General features: G+C 72.8%; 18 protein-coding genes. 3 read left to right on the forward strand and 15 right to left on the reverse strand.

What is annotated here, in order from left to right; all coding sequences use genetic code 11:
• Positions 1-16 precede the first annotated feature (16 nt).
• From O2W16_RS02330 to O2W16_RS02345, 4 genes are all read right to left on the reverse strand, one after another.
• Positions 17-1429, reverse strand: coding sequence for a glycine--tRNA ligase (locus O2W16_RS02330; protein ID WP_269157185.1), 1413 nt, complete (start codon positions 1427-1429; stop codon positions 17-19).
• A 79-nt stretch (positions 1430-1508) separates the two neighbouring features.
• Positions 1509-1772 carry a hypothetical protein gene (locus O2W16_RS02335; protein WP_269157186.1) on the reverse strand — a complete coding sequence of 88 codons (264 nt, stop codon included), beginning with the start codon at positions 1770-1772 and terminating at the stop codon, positions 1509-1511.
• Between the two features lie 16 nt (positions 1773-1788).
• On the reverse strand, positions 1789-2235 hold the full coding sequence (locus O2W16_RS02340; RefSeq protein WP_269157187.1) for a DUF1622 domain-containing protein: 447 nt from the start codon (positions 2233-2235) through the stop codon (positions 1789-1791).
• A gap of 72 nt (positions 2236-2307) precedes the next feature.
• The gene (locus tag O2W16_RS02345; protein ID WP_269157188.1) at positions 2308-2583 is read right to left on the reverse strand and encodes an antibiotic biosynthesis monooxygenase family protein; all 276 of its coding nucleotides are present in this window, start codon (positions 2581-2583) and stop codon (positions 2308-2310) included.
• A gap of 66 nt (positions 2584-2649) precedes the next feature.
• Between O2W16_RS02345 and O2W16_RS02350 the strand changes: the two genes are divergently transcribed.
• Positions 2650-3021, forward strand: coding sequence for an ArsR/SmtB family transcription factor (locus tag O2W16_RS02350; protein ID WP_269157189.1), 372 nt, complete (start codon positions 2650-2652; stop codon positions 3019-3021).
• Positions 3022-3079: 58 nt separating this feature from the next.
• On the opposite strand, the gene O2W16_RS02355 is transcribed toward O2W16_RS02350, so the two are convergent.
• The 3 genes from O2W16_RS02355 to era all read right to left on the reverse strand — a co-directional run bounded on the left by O2W16_RS02355 (position 3080) and on the right by era (position 5589).
• Positions 3080-3844, reverse strand: a complete 765-nt coding sequence (locus O2W16_RS02355; RefSeq protein ID WP_269157190.1) for an isoprenyl transferase — start codon at positions 3842-3844, stop codon at positions 3080-3082.
• Complete coding sequence (recO, locus tag O2W16_RS02360) at positions 3841-4587, reverse strand: DNA repair protein RecO (RefSeq protein WP_269157191.1); 747 nt, start codon at positions 4585-4587, stop codon at positions 3841-3843. The genes O2W16_RS02355 and recO overlap by 4 nt, the downstream gene beginning before the upstream one ends.
• A gap of 84 nt (positions 4588-4671) precedes the next feature.
• Entirely contained in the window at positions 4672-5589 is a 918-nt protein-coding gene (gene era, locus O2W16_RS02365) for a GTPase Era (protein WP_269157192.1), read from the reverse strand.
• Between the two features lie 75 nt (positions 5590-5664).
• On the opposite strand from era, the gene O2W16_RS02370 reads away from it, so the two are divergent.
• Entirely contained in the window at positions 5665-6264 is a 600-nt protein-coding gene (locus O2W16_RS02370) for a hypothetical protein (RefSeq protein ID WP_269157193.1), read from the forward strand.
• Here O2W16_RS02370 and O2W16_RS02375 read toward each other — a convergent pair whose 3' ends face one another.
• The 8 genes from O2W16_RS02375 to O2W16_RS02410 form a co-directional block, all read right to left on the reverse strand.
• A complete protein-coding gene (locus tag O2W16_RS02375) occupies positions 6265-6924 on the reverse strand; it encodes a response regulator transcription factor (protein ID WP_269157194.1) in 660 nt (219 codons plus the stop codon).
• The gene (locus O2W16_RS02380; protein WP_269157195.1) at positions 6921-8000 is read right to left on the reverse strand and encodes a sensor histidine kinase; all 1080 of its coding nucleotides are present in this window, start codon (positions 7998-8000) and stop codon (positions 6921-6923) included. The genes O2W16_RS02375 and O2W16_RS02380 overlap by 4 nt, the downstream gene beginning before the upstream one ends.
• Entirely contained in the window at positions 7997-8878 is an 882-nt protein-coding gene (locus O2W16_RS02385) for a UbiA family prenyltransferase (protein WP_269157196.1), read from the reverse strand. The genes O2W16_RS02380 and O2W16_RS02385 overlap by 4 nt, the downstream gene beginning before the upstream one ends.
• A gap of 108 nt (positions 8879-8986) precedes the next feature.
• Positions 8987-9319, reverse strand: coding sequence for a cytidine deaminase (locus O2W16_RS02390; protein ID WP_269157197.1), 333 nt, complete (start codon positions 9317-9319; stop codon positions 8987-8989).
• A gap of 87 nt (positions 9320-9406) precedes the next feature.
• A complete protein-coding gene (locus tag O2W16_RS02395; protein ID WP_269157198.1) occupies positions 9407-10747 on the reverse strand; it encodes a hemolysin family protein in 1341 nt (446 codons plus the stop codon).
• Positions 10744-11241, reverse strand: a complete 498-nt coding sequence (ybeY, locus tag O2W16_RS02400) for an rRNA maturation RNase YbeY (protein WP_269157199.1) — start codon at positions 11239-11241, stop codon at positions 10744-10746. The genes O2W16_RS02395 and ybeY overlap by 4 nt, the downstream gene beginning before the upstream one ends.
• Before the next feature lie 2 nt (positions 11242-11243).
• Complete coding sequence (locus tag O2W16_RS02405; protein WP_269157200.1) at positions 11244-12368, reverse strand: PhoH family protein; 1125 nt, start codon at positions 12366-12368, stop codon at positions 11244-11246.
• Positions 12369-12461: 93 nt separating this feature from the next.
• Positions 12462-12833: a histidine triad nucleotide-binding protein gene (locus O2W16_RS02410; RefSeq protein WP_269157201.1), complete on the reverse strand. Its 372-nt coding sequence runs from the start codon at positions 12831-12833 to the stop codon at positions 12462-12464.
• Positions 12834-12986: 153 nt separating this feature from the next.
• Here O2W16_RS02410 and O2W16_RS02415 point away from each other — a divergent pair, with 153 nt between their 5' ends.
• Positions 12987-14546, forward strand: a complete 1560-nt coding sequence (locus tag O2W16_RS02415; protein WP_269157202.1) for a GAF domain-containing protein — start codon at positions 12987-12989, stop codon at positions 14544-14546.
• Positions 14547-14590: the final 44 nt, after the last annotated feature.

Here is a 14590-nt window from a genome sequence, read left to right on the forward strand (position 1 = left end):
CAGGCCGGGGTCGGGCTCAGCAGCCGGGGAGGCGGGCTCCGAGGTAGCTGACGACCTGGGACAGGGCGACCCGCTCCTGGGTCATCGAGTCGCGCTCCCGGATGGTCACCGCGTCGTCCTCGAGGGTGTCGAAGTCGACGGTCAGGCAGAAGGGCGTGCCGATCTCGTCCTGCCGGCGGTAGCGGCGGCCGATCGCGCCGGCGTCGTCGAAGTCGACGTTCCAGTTCCGCCGCAGCGTCGCCGCCAGGTCACGGGCCTTGGGCGAGAGGTCGGAGTTGCGCGACAGCGGCAGGACGGCGGCCTTCACCGGCGCCAGCCGCGGGTCGAGCTTGAGCACCGTGCGGGTGTCGACGCCGCCCTTGGCGTTGGGGGCCTCGTCCTCGGTGTAGGCCTCGACGAGGAAGGCCATCAGCGAGCGGGTGAGCCCGGCCGCCGGCTCGATGACGTACGGCGTCCAGCGCTCCCCGGAGGCCTGGTCGAAGTAGGACAGGTCGGTGCCGGAGTGCTCCGAGTGGGTCTTCAGGTCGAAGTCGGTGCGGTTGGCGATGCCCTCGAGCTCGCCCCACTCCGAACCGGTGAAGCCGAACCGGTACTCGATGTCGACGGTGCGCGTCGAGTAGTGGCTCAGCTTCTCCTTCGGGTGCTCGTAGTGGCGCAGGTTGTCCGCCGAGATGCCCAGGTCGGTGTACCAGGCGGTGCGGGCGTCGATCCAGTACTGGTGCCACTCCTCGTCGGTGCCGGGCTCGACGAAGAACTCCATCTCCATCTGCTCGAACTCACGCGTCCGGAAGATGAAGTTGCCCGGGGTGATCTCGTTGCGGAAGGACTTGCCGATCTGCCCGATGCCGAACGGCGGCTTCTTGCGCGCGGCGCCCATGACGTTGGCGAAGTTCACGAAGATGCCCTGGGCGGTCTCCGGGCGCAGGTAGTGCAGCCCCGACTCGTCCTCGACCGGGCCGAGGTGGGTCTTCAGCATCATGTTGAAGTCGCGCGGCTCGGTCCAGGAGCCCTTCACGCCACAGTTCGGGCAGGAGATGTCGGCCAGCCCGTTCTCCGGCAGCCGGCCCTTCTTCTCCTCGAACTCCTCTTCGAGGTGGTCGGCGCGGAACCGCTTGTGGCAGTTCTGGCACTCGGTCAGCGGGTCGGTGAAGACGCCGACGTGACCAGAGGCGACCCAGGTCTGGCGGGGCAGGATCACCGAGGAGTCCAGGCCGACGATGTCGTCCCGGCCCTGGACGACGGTGCGCCACCACTGCTTCTTGATGTTCTCCTTCAGCTCCACGCCCAGCGGCCCGTAGTCCCAGGCCGAGCGGGTGCCGCCGTAGATCTCACCGGAGGGGAAGACGAACCCCCGGCGCTTGCAGAGGTTGACCACCTTGTCCAGGCGAGCGGGGTCGGCGGTACGGGCGGGGGCGGTGTCGCTGGGCACGGGGGCTCCATCCGGCTGGGGTGTCGGCGAGTGACCCCCAGACGTTAGCCGCCGGTGTGCCGCCGCCCGGCCACGGGCGTCACCTCCCGGCGGTGGTCGGCACCCGCCGGTCCGCCCCCAGCGCGTGCATGACCAGCTTCCGGACGGCGATCACCACGGCCACGCCGACGAGGCCGCGGAAGGTCAGCTCGCCGGCGAGCCGGATCAGGCCGGCGGCGATCAGGAAGTCCAGCAGGACGCCGATCGCCAGCAGGACGTCGCGCAGCCGCACCAGCGTGATCAGGCCACAGACCAGGCCCAGCACAGCCACCAGCAGTGCGGCGTCCTCCACCAACGGGCTCATGCCGGCTCTCCGCGGTTCACGTCCGGTCACCGCCGGCGCGCCCACCCTCGCGTTCGCGGCGCCTCTCGTCGTTCTTCTCGACCTCTTCGCGTTCCTCGGCGATCTCCTTGCCCAGGAAGTAGTTCAGCGCGGTCCGGATGGCCGCGATCGCGGCGAGCTTGCCGATCTCCTCGAACGACGGCGCGATGGCGGTGCGCAGGACGTCGCTGGCCAGCTGGAACTCCAGGCCGAGCAGCAGGTAGCGGGCCAGCCCCAGCCGGACCCGGACGAACTCGTCGCGGTGCCGGCCGCGGACGGCCGCGCGGACGAACTGGACGGTGGCGATCACCGCGCCGATGAAGATCACGATCGCCCCGACGGCCTCGACCACCCGGATGAAGAGGTTCACGTAGTCCTCGAGCAGCTCCTCGGAGAGGAAGCTGTGGGGGAACCCGGTCGTCTCTTCTGCCGCCAGCACGTCCACCGGGCAGTCCTGCCCCGTCCGCTGCCCGGCTACTCCCGGACGTGCCCGGCAACCAGGCCCGCACCGATGTGCTCAGTCGGTGAGGTAGACGCCGGGCTCGTCCAGGGCGTGCACCCACACCGGCGCACCGGCGATCTTCACCTCGGCCGCGGACAGGCCCCGACGGTAGGCGCCGACACCCTCCCAGCGGGTGCAGAGGGCGAACAGCTCCGGTTCGTCTGCGGCGCGGCCCAGCTCGCCGCCGAGGAAGCCGGGGCGCGTCCGCAGCGCCGCGAGCAGCTCATCGGTGGTGGCGAGGAATGCGGCGACGTCGTCGTCTGCGACGCGCAGGCGGGTCACGGCGAACACCGGGCACCTCCCCCTTCGCTGCGGCAAGAGTTGACAACCGTTCTCAGGCGCTCCGACCATGGTGCCATGACCACGTCCGTGACCCCGTCCCCGAGGCCTGGGTCCCGGAACGTCCCCGCCGACGTCCAGGCCGCCAGCGAGCTGCTGGCCGCCCTCGCCTCACCGCTGCGGATGTCGATCGTGACCCTGCTCGACGAGCACGGCTCCCGCTGCGTGCACCAGCTGGTCAACGCGCTCGGGGTGCCGCAGCCGCTGGTCTCCCAGCACCTGCGGGTGCTGCGCGGCGCCGGGCTGGTGACCGGCGTCCGCCGGCACCGCGAGGTCGACTACCGCCTGGTCGACGGGCACGTGGCGCACATCGTCCGGGACGCCCTCGCCCACGCCGGCCACGCCACCGAGTCCACCGACACCGACACTGATTCCTCCGACACCGCCTGAAGCGGCTCCTTCAGGCGCTGCCGAAACGGCCCCCTCAGGCGCTGCCGAAACGACCTCCTCAGGCGCTGCCGAAACGACGCTGCCGGCTGGCGTACTCCTCGACCGCCTGCCACAGGTGCCGGCGGTCGAAGTCCGGCCAGAGCGTGTCCAGGAAGACCAGCTCGGCGTAGGCCGACTGCCACAGCAGGAAGTTGCTGGTGCGGTTCTCCCCGGAGCTGCGCACGAACAGGTCGACGTCGGGCATGTCCGGCTCGTCGAGGAACCGGGCGACCGTCTCCTCGGTGACCTTGTCCGGCTTGATCCGGCCGGCGGCCACCTCGCGGGCGATCGCCGCCGCGGCGTCGGCGATCTCGGCCCGGCCGCCGTAGTTGACGCACATGGTGAGGGTCAGGACGTCGTTGTCCTGGGTGAGCTCCTCGGCGACCTCCAGCTCCTTGATCACGCTGCGCCAGAGCTTGGGACGCCGCCCGGCCCAGCGCACCCGAACCCCGAGCTCGTGCATCTCGTCGCGGCGGCGGCGGATGACGTCGCGGTTGAAGCCCATCAGGAAGCGGACCTCGTCGGGGCTGCGCCGCCAGTTCTCGGTGGAGAACGCGTAGGCGCTGATCGCCCCGATGCCCAGCTCGATGGCCCCCTCGACGCAGTCGAAGAGCGAGGACTCCCCCGCCTCGTGCCCGGCGGTGCGCGGCAGCCCGCGCTGCTTCGCCCAGCGGCCGTTGCCGTCCATCACGATCGCCACGTGCTGCGGCACCTTGTCGGCCGGGATGGCCGGCGGGGTGGCGCCCGAGGGGTGCGGGTTCGGGGCCTTCACCTCGCGCCTCATGTGCGGTCCACCAGCGGCAGCGAGCGCAGGCCGCGCTCCAGGTGCCACTGCAGCAGCGCCGCGACCAGGCCGCTGCCCTCCCGCCGGTTGGTGCCGAGGCTGGCCTCGGCCCGCCCCCAGTCGCCGGACAACAGCGCCTCCAGCAGTTCGATGGTGACCGGGCTGGGCATCGCCGAGCCCGTGGGCCGGCAGGACGGGCAGACGGTGCCCCCGGCCGGGACGGAGAAGTGCCGGTGCGGGCCGGCCTCGCCGCACCGGGCGCAGTCGCCCAGCGCCGGCTCCCAGCCGGCGACCGACATCGCCCGGAGCAGGAACGCGTCCAGCACGAGCGGGGCCGGCTTGACCCCCTCGGCCAGCGTGCGCAGCGCCCCGACGACGAGCAGGAACATCCGCAGCGACGGCTCCTTCTCCTCCACCGTCAGCCGGTCGGCCGTCTCCAGCACGGCGGTGCCGGCGGTGTAGGCGCGGTAGTCGCCGACGATCTCGGTGCCGTAGGACCGGATCGACTCGGCCTGGCTGACGATGTCGAGGTTGCGGCCGGTGTAGAGCTGCAGGTCGACGTGGCTGAACGGCTCCAGCCGGGCGCCGAACTTGCTCTTGGTGCGCCGCACCCCCTTGGCGACCGCGCGCACCTTGCCGGTGCGGCGGGTCAGCACGGTGACGATCCGGTCGGCCTCACCCAGCTTCTGGGTGCGCAGCACGACGCCCTCGTCCCGGTAGAGGGACTGCGGTGTGGTGCTCACGGCCTAGCAGCCCTGTTCCCCGGCAGCAGATCGCTCCGCTCCTCGGTCGCTGGCGCTCCCTGCGATGCTCACTCGCCTGCTGCCTCAGTAGCCAAGCCGGTGCAGCTTCTTCGGGTCGTCCTGCCACTCCCCCAGCACGGTGACGTGCAGGGCCAGGTGCACCCGGCCGCCGAGCAGCGTCTCCAGCCCGACCCGGGCCTCGCTGCCGATCGCCTTGATCGTCGCGCCGCCCTTGCCCAGCAGCATCGGCTTCTGGCTGGCCCGCTCGACGTGCAGCAGGGCGTGCACCTCGGTGAAGACGGCGTCGGGGTCGCGCGGGTCGGGCTTGCGGTTGATCTCCTCGACGGTGACGGCCAGGGAGTGCGGCACCTCCTGGCGGACCTTCTCCAGCGCCGCCTCCCGCACCAGCTCGGCGATCTGCCGCTCGACGTCCTCGTCGGTGGTCTGCTCGTCGGGGTACATCGGCGGACCCTCGGGCAGCATCCCGATCAGCAGGTCCTCCAGCAGGCCGACCTGGTCACCGGCCACGGCGCTGACCGGCACGATCTCGCGCGCCTCGACCAGCTGGCTGGCGGCGACCAGCTGCTCGGTGATCGCCTTCTTGCCGGCCGCGTCGGTCTTGGTGACCACCACGACGATCGGGGTGGTCACCGCCTTGAGCTGCCGGGCGATGAACGCGTCACCGGCGCCCACCGGCTGGTCGGCGGGGATGCAGAAGACGATGACGTCGACCTCGGAGAGCGTGTCGCGGACGACGTCGTTCAGCCGCTGGCCGAGCAGGCTCTTGGGCTTGTGCAGCCCAGGCGTGTCGACGAGCACCAGCTGACCCGCCGGGCGGTGCACGACCCCGCGGATGGCATGCCGGGTGGTCTGCGGCCGGTTGCTGACGATGCCGACCTTCTCGCCGACCAGGGCGTTCGTCAGCGTGGTCTTGCCCGCGTTGGGCCGGCCGACCAGGCAGGCGAAGCCGCTGCGGTACGGCGGCTGATCGGAGGAGGTCACGCCGTCCAGTCTCCCACTGCGCACCGACAGCACTGCCGCGGCCGGGGCGGGAGCTGCCCTGGGATCATGGCGGGCATGCCACCCCGGTCCCGACGCGACAACAGCGAGCCCCTGATCGTGCAGGCCGCCCGGGACCGGGAGCGGCACATCGACCAGGTCACCAGCTACGGCTACTTCGCCCGCCGCGGCCCCAAGCGGCACGTCACGGTGACCCCGCGGCCGCTGCGGTACTGGCAGTACGACCCGGCCTCGCCGCGGGTGACCGCGCTGACCGTGCTCGCCGTCGCCGCCTGGCTCGGGTTCCTGGGCTGGCGGGACGGCGCCGCCGCGGCCGCCGCCGAGGCACCGGTCGCCCTGGGGCTCGGGCTGCTGGTGCTGGTGGTGTCGACCGGCCGGTTCACCGTCTCCGACTTCGCGGTCTCCACCGACATCGCCGGGCTGCGGCAGACGTCGTCCTTCGGCGTCGTCCCGCTCGTGCTGATCGGCGAGGTGGTGCCGGGAGCGCCGCCGGCCGGCTGGCCGAAGGCGAAGGGGCGCGGCGGCTGGTGGCCGGGCCGGCACCGGATCAGCGTCCGGCACCTGGACCCCGACGGCGAGACCCCGAAGGCGTTCACCGCGTGGGTGCGCGACCCCGCCGCGGTCGCCGACGCCCTGGGCCGCCCGCTCCGCGACTGATCAGTCGTCGCCGAGGCCGGGGGCGAGCAGCCGCGCCCGGGTCGCGCGCCGCACGGCGTCCAGCCGGGACGTCGACCCCAACTTGGCGTTGATGTTGCTCAGGTGCCGCTTCACCGTGCCCTCGCTGATCCGCAGCTCGGCCGCGATCGCGGCGTTGGAGCGGGCCTTGCCGACGAGGGCGAGCACCTCCACCTCGCGTTCGGAGAGGATCGGCCCGCCCCCCGAGGTGAGACCGGCCAGTCCACCCCGGGACACCGAGAGGGTGATCAGGTCCTGCTCACGGTCGGTGGCGGCCCGGATCGCCGAGACCAGTTCGTGGTGCCCGATCGTCTTGATCAGGTAGGCGGAGGCGCCGCGCAGCAGCAGCTGGCGGGCCAGCGGGGTGTTCTCGTGCATGGTCAGGACGACGATGCGGGTCGACGGGGAGGCGCTGCGGATCTCGACCAGCGAGGTCAGCACCGACTGGCCCGGCATCTCCACGTCCAGCAGCACCACGTCGGGCTGGTGGAGGCGGGCCAGCCGGACCGCCTCCTCCCCGTTCGCACCCTCCGCGACCACCTCGATGCCCTGGTGGACGGCGAGCAGCGCCCCCAGGCTCTCGCGGAACAGGCGGTGGTCGTCGACCAGGACCACCCGGAGAGCGCGCTCGGCGCCGGTCACGTCGACGCCCCGGGCACCGGCACGGTGAGCACGAGCCGGACGCCGCCCGGCCCGGTGGCGAGGGCCACGCTGCCGCCGAGGCCCGCGGCGCGCTCGCGTATCGAGGAGAGCCCCACGCTGCGGGTGGCGTCGACCGCCGCGGGGTCGAAGCCGGAGCCGTCGTCGGCCACGGTGGCCGTCAGCTGACCCTCGGCGACCCGGACGGCGACGTCGAGCCGGGTCGCCCGTCGGCCGTGCAGGAACGAGTTGCGGATCGCCTCGCGCACGATGAGGTAGCTCTCCTCCTTGACGTGGCCGGGCAGCGGCGTCACGTCCTCGCCGAACTCGGCGAGCGTGACCTCCAGCCCGACCGGGGCGGTGAAGTCCAGGTACTCCTGCAGCGCCTGGCCGAGCGTGCGGTCCCCGACCACGTCGCGCAGCCGGGTGGCCATGCCACGCACGTCGTTGAGCGTGTCCAGCAGCAGCTGCCGGGTGGTGCGCAGCCGTTCCACGTCCAGCGGCTGGCCGGTGGCGTGCAGGTGCAGGGCCAGGTCGATCCCCTGCATGGCCGCACCGATCCCGTGGCTGGTGTGGTCGTGCAGGTCGCGGGCGACCCGGCGGCGTTCGTCCCGGTTGGCGTCGCTGATCCGCGCGAGCAGCACGTCGACGTAGGAGATCGACGCCGGGATCACCAGCTCGTCGATCACCTGGTGCAGCACCAGCGCGACCTGCTCGGTGGCGGACCGGGCGCCGGGCACCGCGTCGTCCCCGTGGTGCGCGACGAGCGCGGGCAGCCCACGCTGGAACAGCAGGCTGGCCACCCGCAGCGACTCCGCCGGGTGCAGGCCGGTGCGGGCCCGGTCGGCACCGACGTCGGCCTGGGCGGCCGGGGCCGCGGCCGGCGGCAGCCCGCGGACCCGGGCGTGGGTCACTCGCAGCACGGCGAGGAGGCGACCGTGCAGCTGGGCGGCCCGGGCGGGGTCCGCCGACAGCCGAGGTGCGACGACGGCGGCATCGGCCAGGACCGTGTCGGCGATCGCGGCGTCGAGCTCGGCATCGAGATCGGTGATCCGGCCGGCGTCCTCCGGTGCGGTCACAGCAGCACGCTGACGACGACGAGCGGGTTCGCCAGGTACTGGGTGACCATGAAGGCACGGTAGGGCCGACGCCGGCGCTGCCGTGGACCGCCCTCCGGCGTCGGCAGCGCGAGCACGGCGACGACCTCACCGCCCAGGCACAGCGCGGCGGCGGGCGCGAGGAGCTGCGGCCAGACCCCGGCGAGCGCGAGGGCGGTGAGCCCGAGCAGCAGCGAGCCCCCGGCGATCACCCGGACGGCGGTGCGGTGTCCGGCCACGACCGGCAAGCTACGTCGTCCGGTCAGCCGGTCCCCCTCCCGGTCACCGAGGTCCTTGGACGTGCCGACAACGGCCATCCAGGCGCACAGGAGGAGGAACACCGCTGCGTACGGGGCCGTCAGGCCGCCACCGGCGGCCGCCACACCGGCGCCGTAGCTGAGCAGCCCGCCCCCGATCGCGGCGACCGTGGTGCCGGCCACGGTGTGCTTCAGCGGCCTCGGTCCGACGCTGTAGGCCCAGCCGAGCACGGCCGTCGCCAGCGCGCAGGCCAGCAGAGCCGGCACCCCGGAACAGGCCGCCAGCAGCAGGCCTGCTCCGGCGAGCGCCCCCGCCGTCCGCACCGCGACCCGCACCGCGAGCCGGCCGGAGGCCAGGGGGCGGGTGCTCCCGTTGGCCCGGTCGCCGAGCAGGTCGGAGACCCCGTTGACCAGGTAGATGCTCGTCATCAGCAGCACCCAGGCCAGCGCACCGACCACGACCGCCGGCCTCAGCACTCCCGCGCCGGCCACCCCGACGACGGCTCCGACCGCGTACCGCAGCGCGAAGAGCGCCTGCACCACCGGCCGGGCCTCCGCCCAGAGCAGGTGCAGCACACCGAGCCCGGCTGGTCGCTGTGTCACGGACACAGCTCCACCTTGGGCCACGCGGCACCGATCTCCGCGCCCCGAAGGATGTAGCTCGACTACACCCTTCGACACATGTCGGCCCGCTGCCCGGCGCGGCGGGGACTAGCGGGTGGTGCGGAGCACCCCGTCGGGGCCGGCGAGCAGGACCGGCGCTGCCGCCGTCAGGTCGTGGACGGCGGCCAGCCCGGCCTCCTCGACGGCCTCCGCCGCGCTGACGACGGCGGCTGCCTCGAGCCCGTCGACCCCGCTGGAGACGGCGGCGGCGACGGCGGCCTGCAGCGCGGACAGCTGCAGCGAGGGCAGGGCCACCGTGGCCGCGAGGTACGTGCGGCCGTCGGTGTCCCGGACCGCGGCACCTTCCGCGGCGCCGGTCCGGCTCCGGGCAGAACGGGCCAGCGTGATCAGCTTGGCGTCCTCGGGGTCCAGCTCAGCCACCGGATCAGTCTCCCATCCGTCGGTCCCGGCCCTTCCGCAGGGTCCCGCCGCGAGCCTGCGAGTGGTGGGGGGCGGGAGGGTCCTTTCTCAGCTTTCCACGGCCGCCGGTTCGGGCTCGCGGGCGGGCTCGTCGGCCTCGTCCTCGGTGCCGGGCTCGGAGACCCGGCAGACCAGGATCGTGTCGATCTGGTTGCGCCGCCCGCCGGTGCTCTCGGCGACCAGCCGCAGCCCGCCGACCTCGGCCTCCGACCCCTCGATCGGCACCACGCCGATCTCCCGGGCCAGCAGACCACCGACGGTCTCCACCCCGTCGTCGTCGGGGAGCTCGACGCGGAACAGGTCGGCGAGGTCCTCGACCGGCAGCCGGGCGGTGATCCGGACCGAGCCGTCCTCCAACTCCTCGATCGGCGGGCGCTGGACGGTGTCGTGCTCGTCGTCGATCTCGCCGACGATCTCCTCGAGGATGTCCTCGATGGTGACCAGCCCGGCGAAGCCGCCGTACTCGTCGACGACGACGGCCATGTGGGTGCGGGAGGCCTGCATCTCCCGGAGCAGCTCGTCCACCGGCTTGGACTCCGGCACGAAGCTGGCCGGGCGCAGCACGTCCTCGACCTTCGGCTCGCTGGCCCGGGGGTCGGTGGCGCCCTGCGTGCGCCGCACCAGGTCCTTGAGGAAGACGACGCCGATGATGTCGTCGACGTTCTCCCCGATGACCGGCAGCCGGCTGAAGCCGCTGCGCAGGCACAGCGCCAGGGCCTGTCGCAGCGTCTTGCCGCGCTCGATCCACACCACGTCGGGCCGGGGCACCATCACCTCGCGGGCGATGGTGTCGCCGAGCTCGAAGACGCCGTGGATCATGTTCCGCTCGCCGGCCTCGACGACGCCGCGCTCCTCGGCCATGTCGACCAGCTCGCGCAGCTCGACCTCGCTGCTGAACGGGCCGTCGCGGTAGCCCCGGCCCGGGGTGATCGCGTTGCCGATGAGGATCAGCAGCGTGGCGATCGGGCCGAGCAGCCGGCCCAGCAGCCGGATCAGCGAGGCCGCGGCCAGCGCGATCGGGTAGGCGTGCTGGCGGCCGAGAGTCCGCGGGCCGACGCCGATCAGCACGTAGCTGACCACCGTCATCACCGCGATGGCGACGAGGACGCCCAGGGCGATGCTGGCGAACAGCCCGTCCAGGATCACCGCGACGATGACGGTCGCCGCCGTCTCGCAGACGATCCGCAGCAGCAGCAACAACGCCACGTGCCGGGCCCGGTCCTCCATGACCTGGTTCAGCGGGCCGGCCCGCTTGGCGCCGTCCCGCCGCAGCTCCTCCACCGCGGCCTTGGACAGCCGCTGCAGGGCGGCGTCCAGTGCGGCGAAGACGCCTGCGACGAGGACCAGGACGACGGCGATGCCCAGCAGGACGATCGCGGTCGAGCTCATCGGGTCTCCGGCTCCATCGGCTCGCCGGTCACCGGCTCTCGCGGGGTGGCGCGCCACCCCTCGAGGAGCTTGGACTGCAGGCCGAACATCTCCTTCTCCTCGTCGGGCTCCATGTGGTCGTAGCCCAGCAGGTGGAGCACGCCGTGGGTGGCCAGCAGGAGCAGCTCGTCCGCCGTCGAGTGGCCGGCGGCGCGGGCCTGCCGGACGGCGACGGCCGGGCAGAGCACCACGTCACCGAGGAGCGCCGGGCCGGGGTCCGGGTCGTCGGGACGGGCGGTGTCCAGCTCGTCCATCGGGAAGGCCAGCACGTCGGTCGGGCCCTTCTCGCCCATCCACCGCTCGTGCAGGCTGGCCATGTAGTCGACGTCGACGCAGAGCACCGACAGCTCGGCCAGCGGGCTGACCTCCATGGCGTCCAGCACGTACCGGCAGACGCCGGCGAGCGCGCCTTCGTCGACGGAGATCTCGGACTCGTTCGCGACCTCGACGGGCACGCTCAGCTCCCTTGCTGCCGGGGCTGCGCGCGCCGGGCCGGGCGCGTGCCGGTCGCCTGCGCCGGGGTCTGCCGGGTGGCGTCCCAGCGCTCGTAGGCGTCCACGATGTCGCCGACCAGCCGGTGCCGGACGACGTCGGAGCTGGTCAGCGTGGAGAAGTGGACGTCGTCGATGCCGTCGAGGATCTCGCGCACGATGCGCAGGCCGCTCTGTGCACCCCCGGGCAGGTCGACCTGGGTGACGTCGCCGGTGACGACCATCTTCGAGCCGAACCCGAGCCGGGTGAGGAACATCTTCATCTGCTCGGCGGTCGTGTTCTGCGCCTCGTCGAGGATGACGAACGCGTCGTTGAGCGTGCGGCCGCGCATGTAGGCCAGGGGGGCGACCTCGATGGTGCCGGCCTGCATCAGCCGCGGGATCGACTCCGGGTCGACCATGTCGTGCAGCGCGTCGTACAGCGGCCGCAGGTAGGGGTCGATCTTCTCCGACAGCGAGCCGGGCAGGTAGCCCAGCCGCTCACCGGCCTCCACCGCGGGGCGGGTCAGGATGATCCGGTTGACCTGCTTGGTGGTCAGCGCCTGCACGGCCTTGGCCATCGCCAGGTAGGTCTTGCCGGTGCCGGCCGGGCCGATGCCGAAGATGACGCTGTGCTGGTCGATGGCGTCGACGTACCGCTTCTGGTTCAGCGTCTTCGGCCGGATGGTGCGGCCGCGGCGGCTGATGATGTCGAGGCTCAGCACGTCCGCGGGGCGCTCGGAGCCGCCGGCCCGCAGCATGCCGACCACACGGCGGACCGAGTCCGGGCGCAGCGCCTGGCCGGTCGCCAGCAGGGCGATCAGCTCGTCGAAGACCCGGACGGCGAAGGCGTTGTCGGCCGGCTGCCCGGTGATGGCGATCTCGTTGCCGCGCACGTGCACGTCGGCGGCGAGCTCGGTCTCGATCAGGCGGAGGAGCTCGTCCCCGGACCCGAGGAGGGCCACCATGGAGACGCTGTCGGGGACGGTGATGGAGGTGCGGACCTCGGCCGGTACGGCCTGGTCCGGGACGCCGGCTGCCGCGGCACGCGCGGAGAGCTCACGGGAGGACGCGATGGTCTCCGGTACGGCGTCTGGTGAGGTGTCGGGCAAGAACGCTCGACCCTGCCTTCCTGCGACGGGGGTTGTGACCCGGCCCAGCGTACCCGCGCGGGCCACGTCGACACCCCGCTCGGGCCGCGCGGCTCAGCCGGGGGGCCAGCCCAGACCGCGGCCGCCGAGGACGTGCAGGTGCACGTGGTGGACGCTCTGCCCGGCCTGCGGGCCGGTGTTGGCCACGAGGCGGTAGCCGGGCTCGGGCGCCTCCGCCGTCACCAGCCCCTCCTGGACCGCCACGGCGTGGGCGGCGGCGATCAGCTCGGCGGTGAGCCCGGGGTCCGCCCCGGCCAGCGCGCCGAGGGTGGCGTGGTGCTCCTTCGGGACGACCAGCACGTGGGTGGGCGCCTGCGGGTTGATGTCCCGGAAGGCGAGCGTGCGGTCGGTCTCCCGGACGACGTCCGGCGGGATCTCCCCGGCCACCATCCGGCAGAACAGGCAGTCACTCGGGCCCTGGGTCATGTCCGGACTCTAGGACGGGCCGGCAACGGGACGAACGAGTCCGTTGGATCGCGCACGATCTGATCGATTCGACTCAATCGCTCGGGGCGTGCTGCCGACCACGGGACTGAACCGTCGAGCAGCAGGCGGCCCGACACCTCCGAGGGACCCGCCATGCGCATCACCGCGGCACGACGCACCGCTCTGCAGCACGCCGCCGAACTCGACGAGGCACGCTCCGACATCGCCGCGGTCACCCGGGTCCTCGGCGCGCTGGACCGGGCCACCACCTGCGAGGAGGTGGCCCGGGTCGCGCTCGACACCGTCCGGGACAGCTTCGGCTGGGCGTACGGCTCCTACTGGATGGTCGCGCCGGAGGACGGGCAGCTGCACTTCACCGTGGAGTCCGGTGACGCCGGGCCGGAGTTCCGCGCGGTGACCAGGAGCGCCTCCTTCGCCGAGGGTGTCGGGCTCTCCGGGCGGGCCTGGAAGGCCCGGGACCTCTTCTTCGTCGCCGACCTCGGCGAGATGACCGACTGCGTGCGCGCCCCGGTGGCCCAACGGGTCGGGGTGAAGAGCGGGGTGTGCTTCCCGATCATCCAGCAGGGCCGGGTCGTCGGGACGATGGACTTCTTCACCATGGAGACCCTGGCTCCGTCGGCCGAGCGGCTCGACGCGCTGCGGGCGGTGGGGCTGCTGGTCTCCCAGGCCTTCGGCCGGGTGGCCGAGGTCGCCGACCAGAAGCGTGCCGCCGGTGACGTCGCGGCGATCAACGGCCTGCTCCGCGGGCTCGCCCGGGCACGCACCCAGGAGGAGACGCTGTCCATCGCGCTGGACACCATCCGGCGGGAGTTCGACTGGCACTACGGCTCGTACTGGGCGCTGGACGCCTCGACGAACGACCTGCGGTTCGCCCAGGAGTCCGGCGACCTGGGGCCGGAGTTCCGGCGGATCACGCTGGAGTCGGGGTTCGCCAAGGGCGTCGGCGTCGCCGGCAGGACCTGGGCCGCCGGCGAACTGGTGTTCGTCGAGGACCTCGGCCAGGTGCACGACTGCGTGCGCGCCCCGGCCGCGCGCAACGCCGGCGTCCGCTCCGGGGTCTGCCTGCCGATCACCGTCGGCGGCCGGATCGTCGGCACGATGGACTTCTTCGCCAAGCGGACGCTGATCCTGGCCGACAGCCGGCGGGACGCGCTGCGCAACACCGCCTTCCTGATCTCCCAGACGCTGGAGCGGTTGGCGGCCACCCAGCGCATCGCCGACGCCGGCCGGGAGATGGTCGCCTCGATCGACGAGGTGGAGCGCAACGTCGCCGAGGCCACCAAGGTGGCCGGTGACGGCCAGCGCGTCGCCGGCGAGGCCACCGAGTTCGTGGCGGGGCTGGGACGTTCCAGCGCGGAGATCGACAAGGTGGTGAAGGTGATCACCGGGATCGCCGAGCAGACCAACCTGCTGGCGCTGAACGCCACGATCGAGGCCGCCCGGGCCGGGGAGGCCGGCAAGGGGTTCGCCGTGGTCGCCGGTGAGGTGAAGGAGCTGGCCCGGGAGACCGCCCAGGCGACCGAGGACGTCAGCAGCCGGGTCGCGGCCATCCAGGGCGACGTGCAGAACGTGGTGGGCGCGCTCGCCTCGATCCGGGACATCGTGGAGCGGATCAACGAGACCCAGCACCTCATCGGGGGTGTGCTCACCGAGCAGGCGGCGGTCACCCGCAGCATCGTCGAACTGTCCTGACCGTCCCGCCGACCACCAAGATGGCCATTGTGGTGGTCGGTGCC

The sequence above is a fragment of the Modestobacter sp. VKM Ac-2984 genome (assembly GCF_026967985.1).
Classification (GTDB): Bacteria; Actinomycetota; Actinomycetes; order Mycobacteriales; family Geodermatophilaceae; genus Modestobacter.

Excerpts from the sequence above, each read along its gene's own strand:
- O2W16_RS02350 (WP_269157189.1), top strand. The coding sequence starts at position 2,650 with ATGACCACGTCCGTGACCCCGTCCCCGAGGCCTGGGTCCCGGAACGTC.
- O2W16_RS02370 (WP_269157193.1), top strand. The coding sequence starts at position 5,665 with ATGCCACCCCGGTCCCGACGCGACAACAGCGAGCCCCTGATCGTGCAG.
- O2W16_RS02335 (WP_269157186.1), bottom strand. The coding sequence starts at position 1,772 with ATGAGCCCGTTGGTGGAGGACGCCGCACTGCTGGTGGCTGTGCTGGGC.
- O2W16_RS02355 (WP_269157190.1), bottom strand. The coding sequence starts at position 3,844 with ATGAGGCGCGAGGTGAAGGCCCCGAACCCGCACCCCTCGGGCGCCACC.
- O2W16_RS02410 (WP_269157201.1), bottom strand. The coding sequence starts at position 12,833 with ATGACCCAGGGCCCGAGTGACTGCCTGTTCTGCCGGATGGTGGCCGGG.
- O2W16_RS02415 (WP_269157202.1), top strand. The coding sequence starts at position 12,987 with ATGCGCATCACCGCGGCACGACGCACCGCTCTGCAGCACGCCGCCGAA.
- O2W16_RS02395 (WP_269157198.1), bottom strand. The coding sequence starts at position 10,747 with ATGAGCTCGACCGCGATCGTCCTGCTGGGCATCGCCGTCGTCCTGGTC.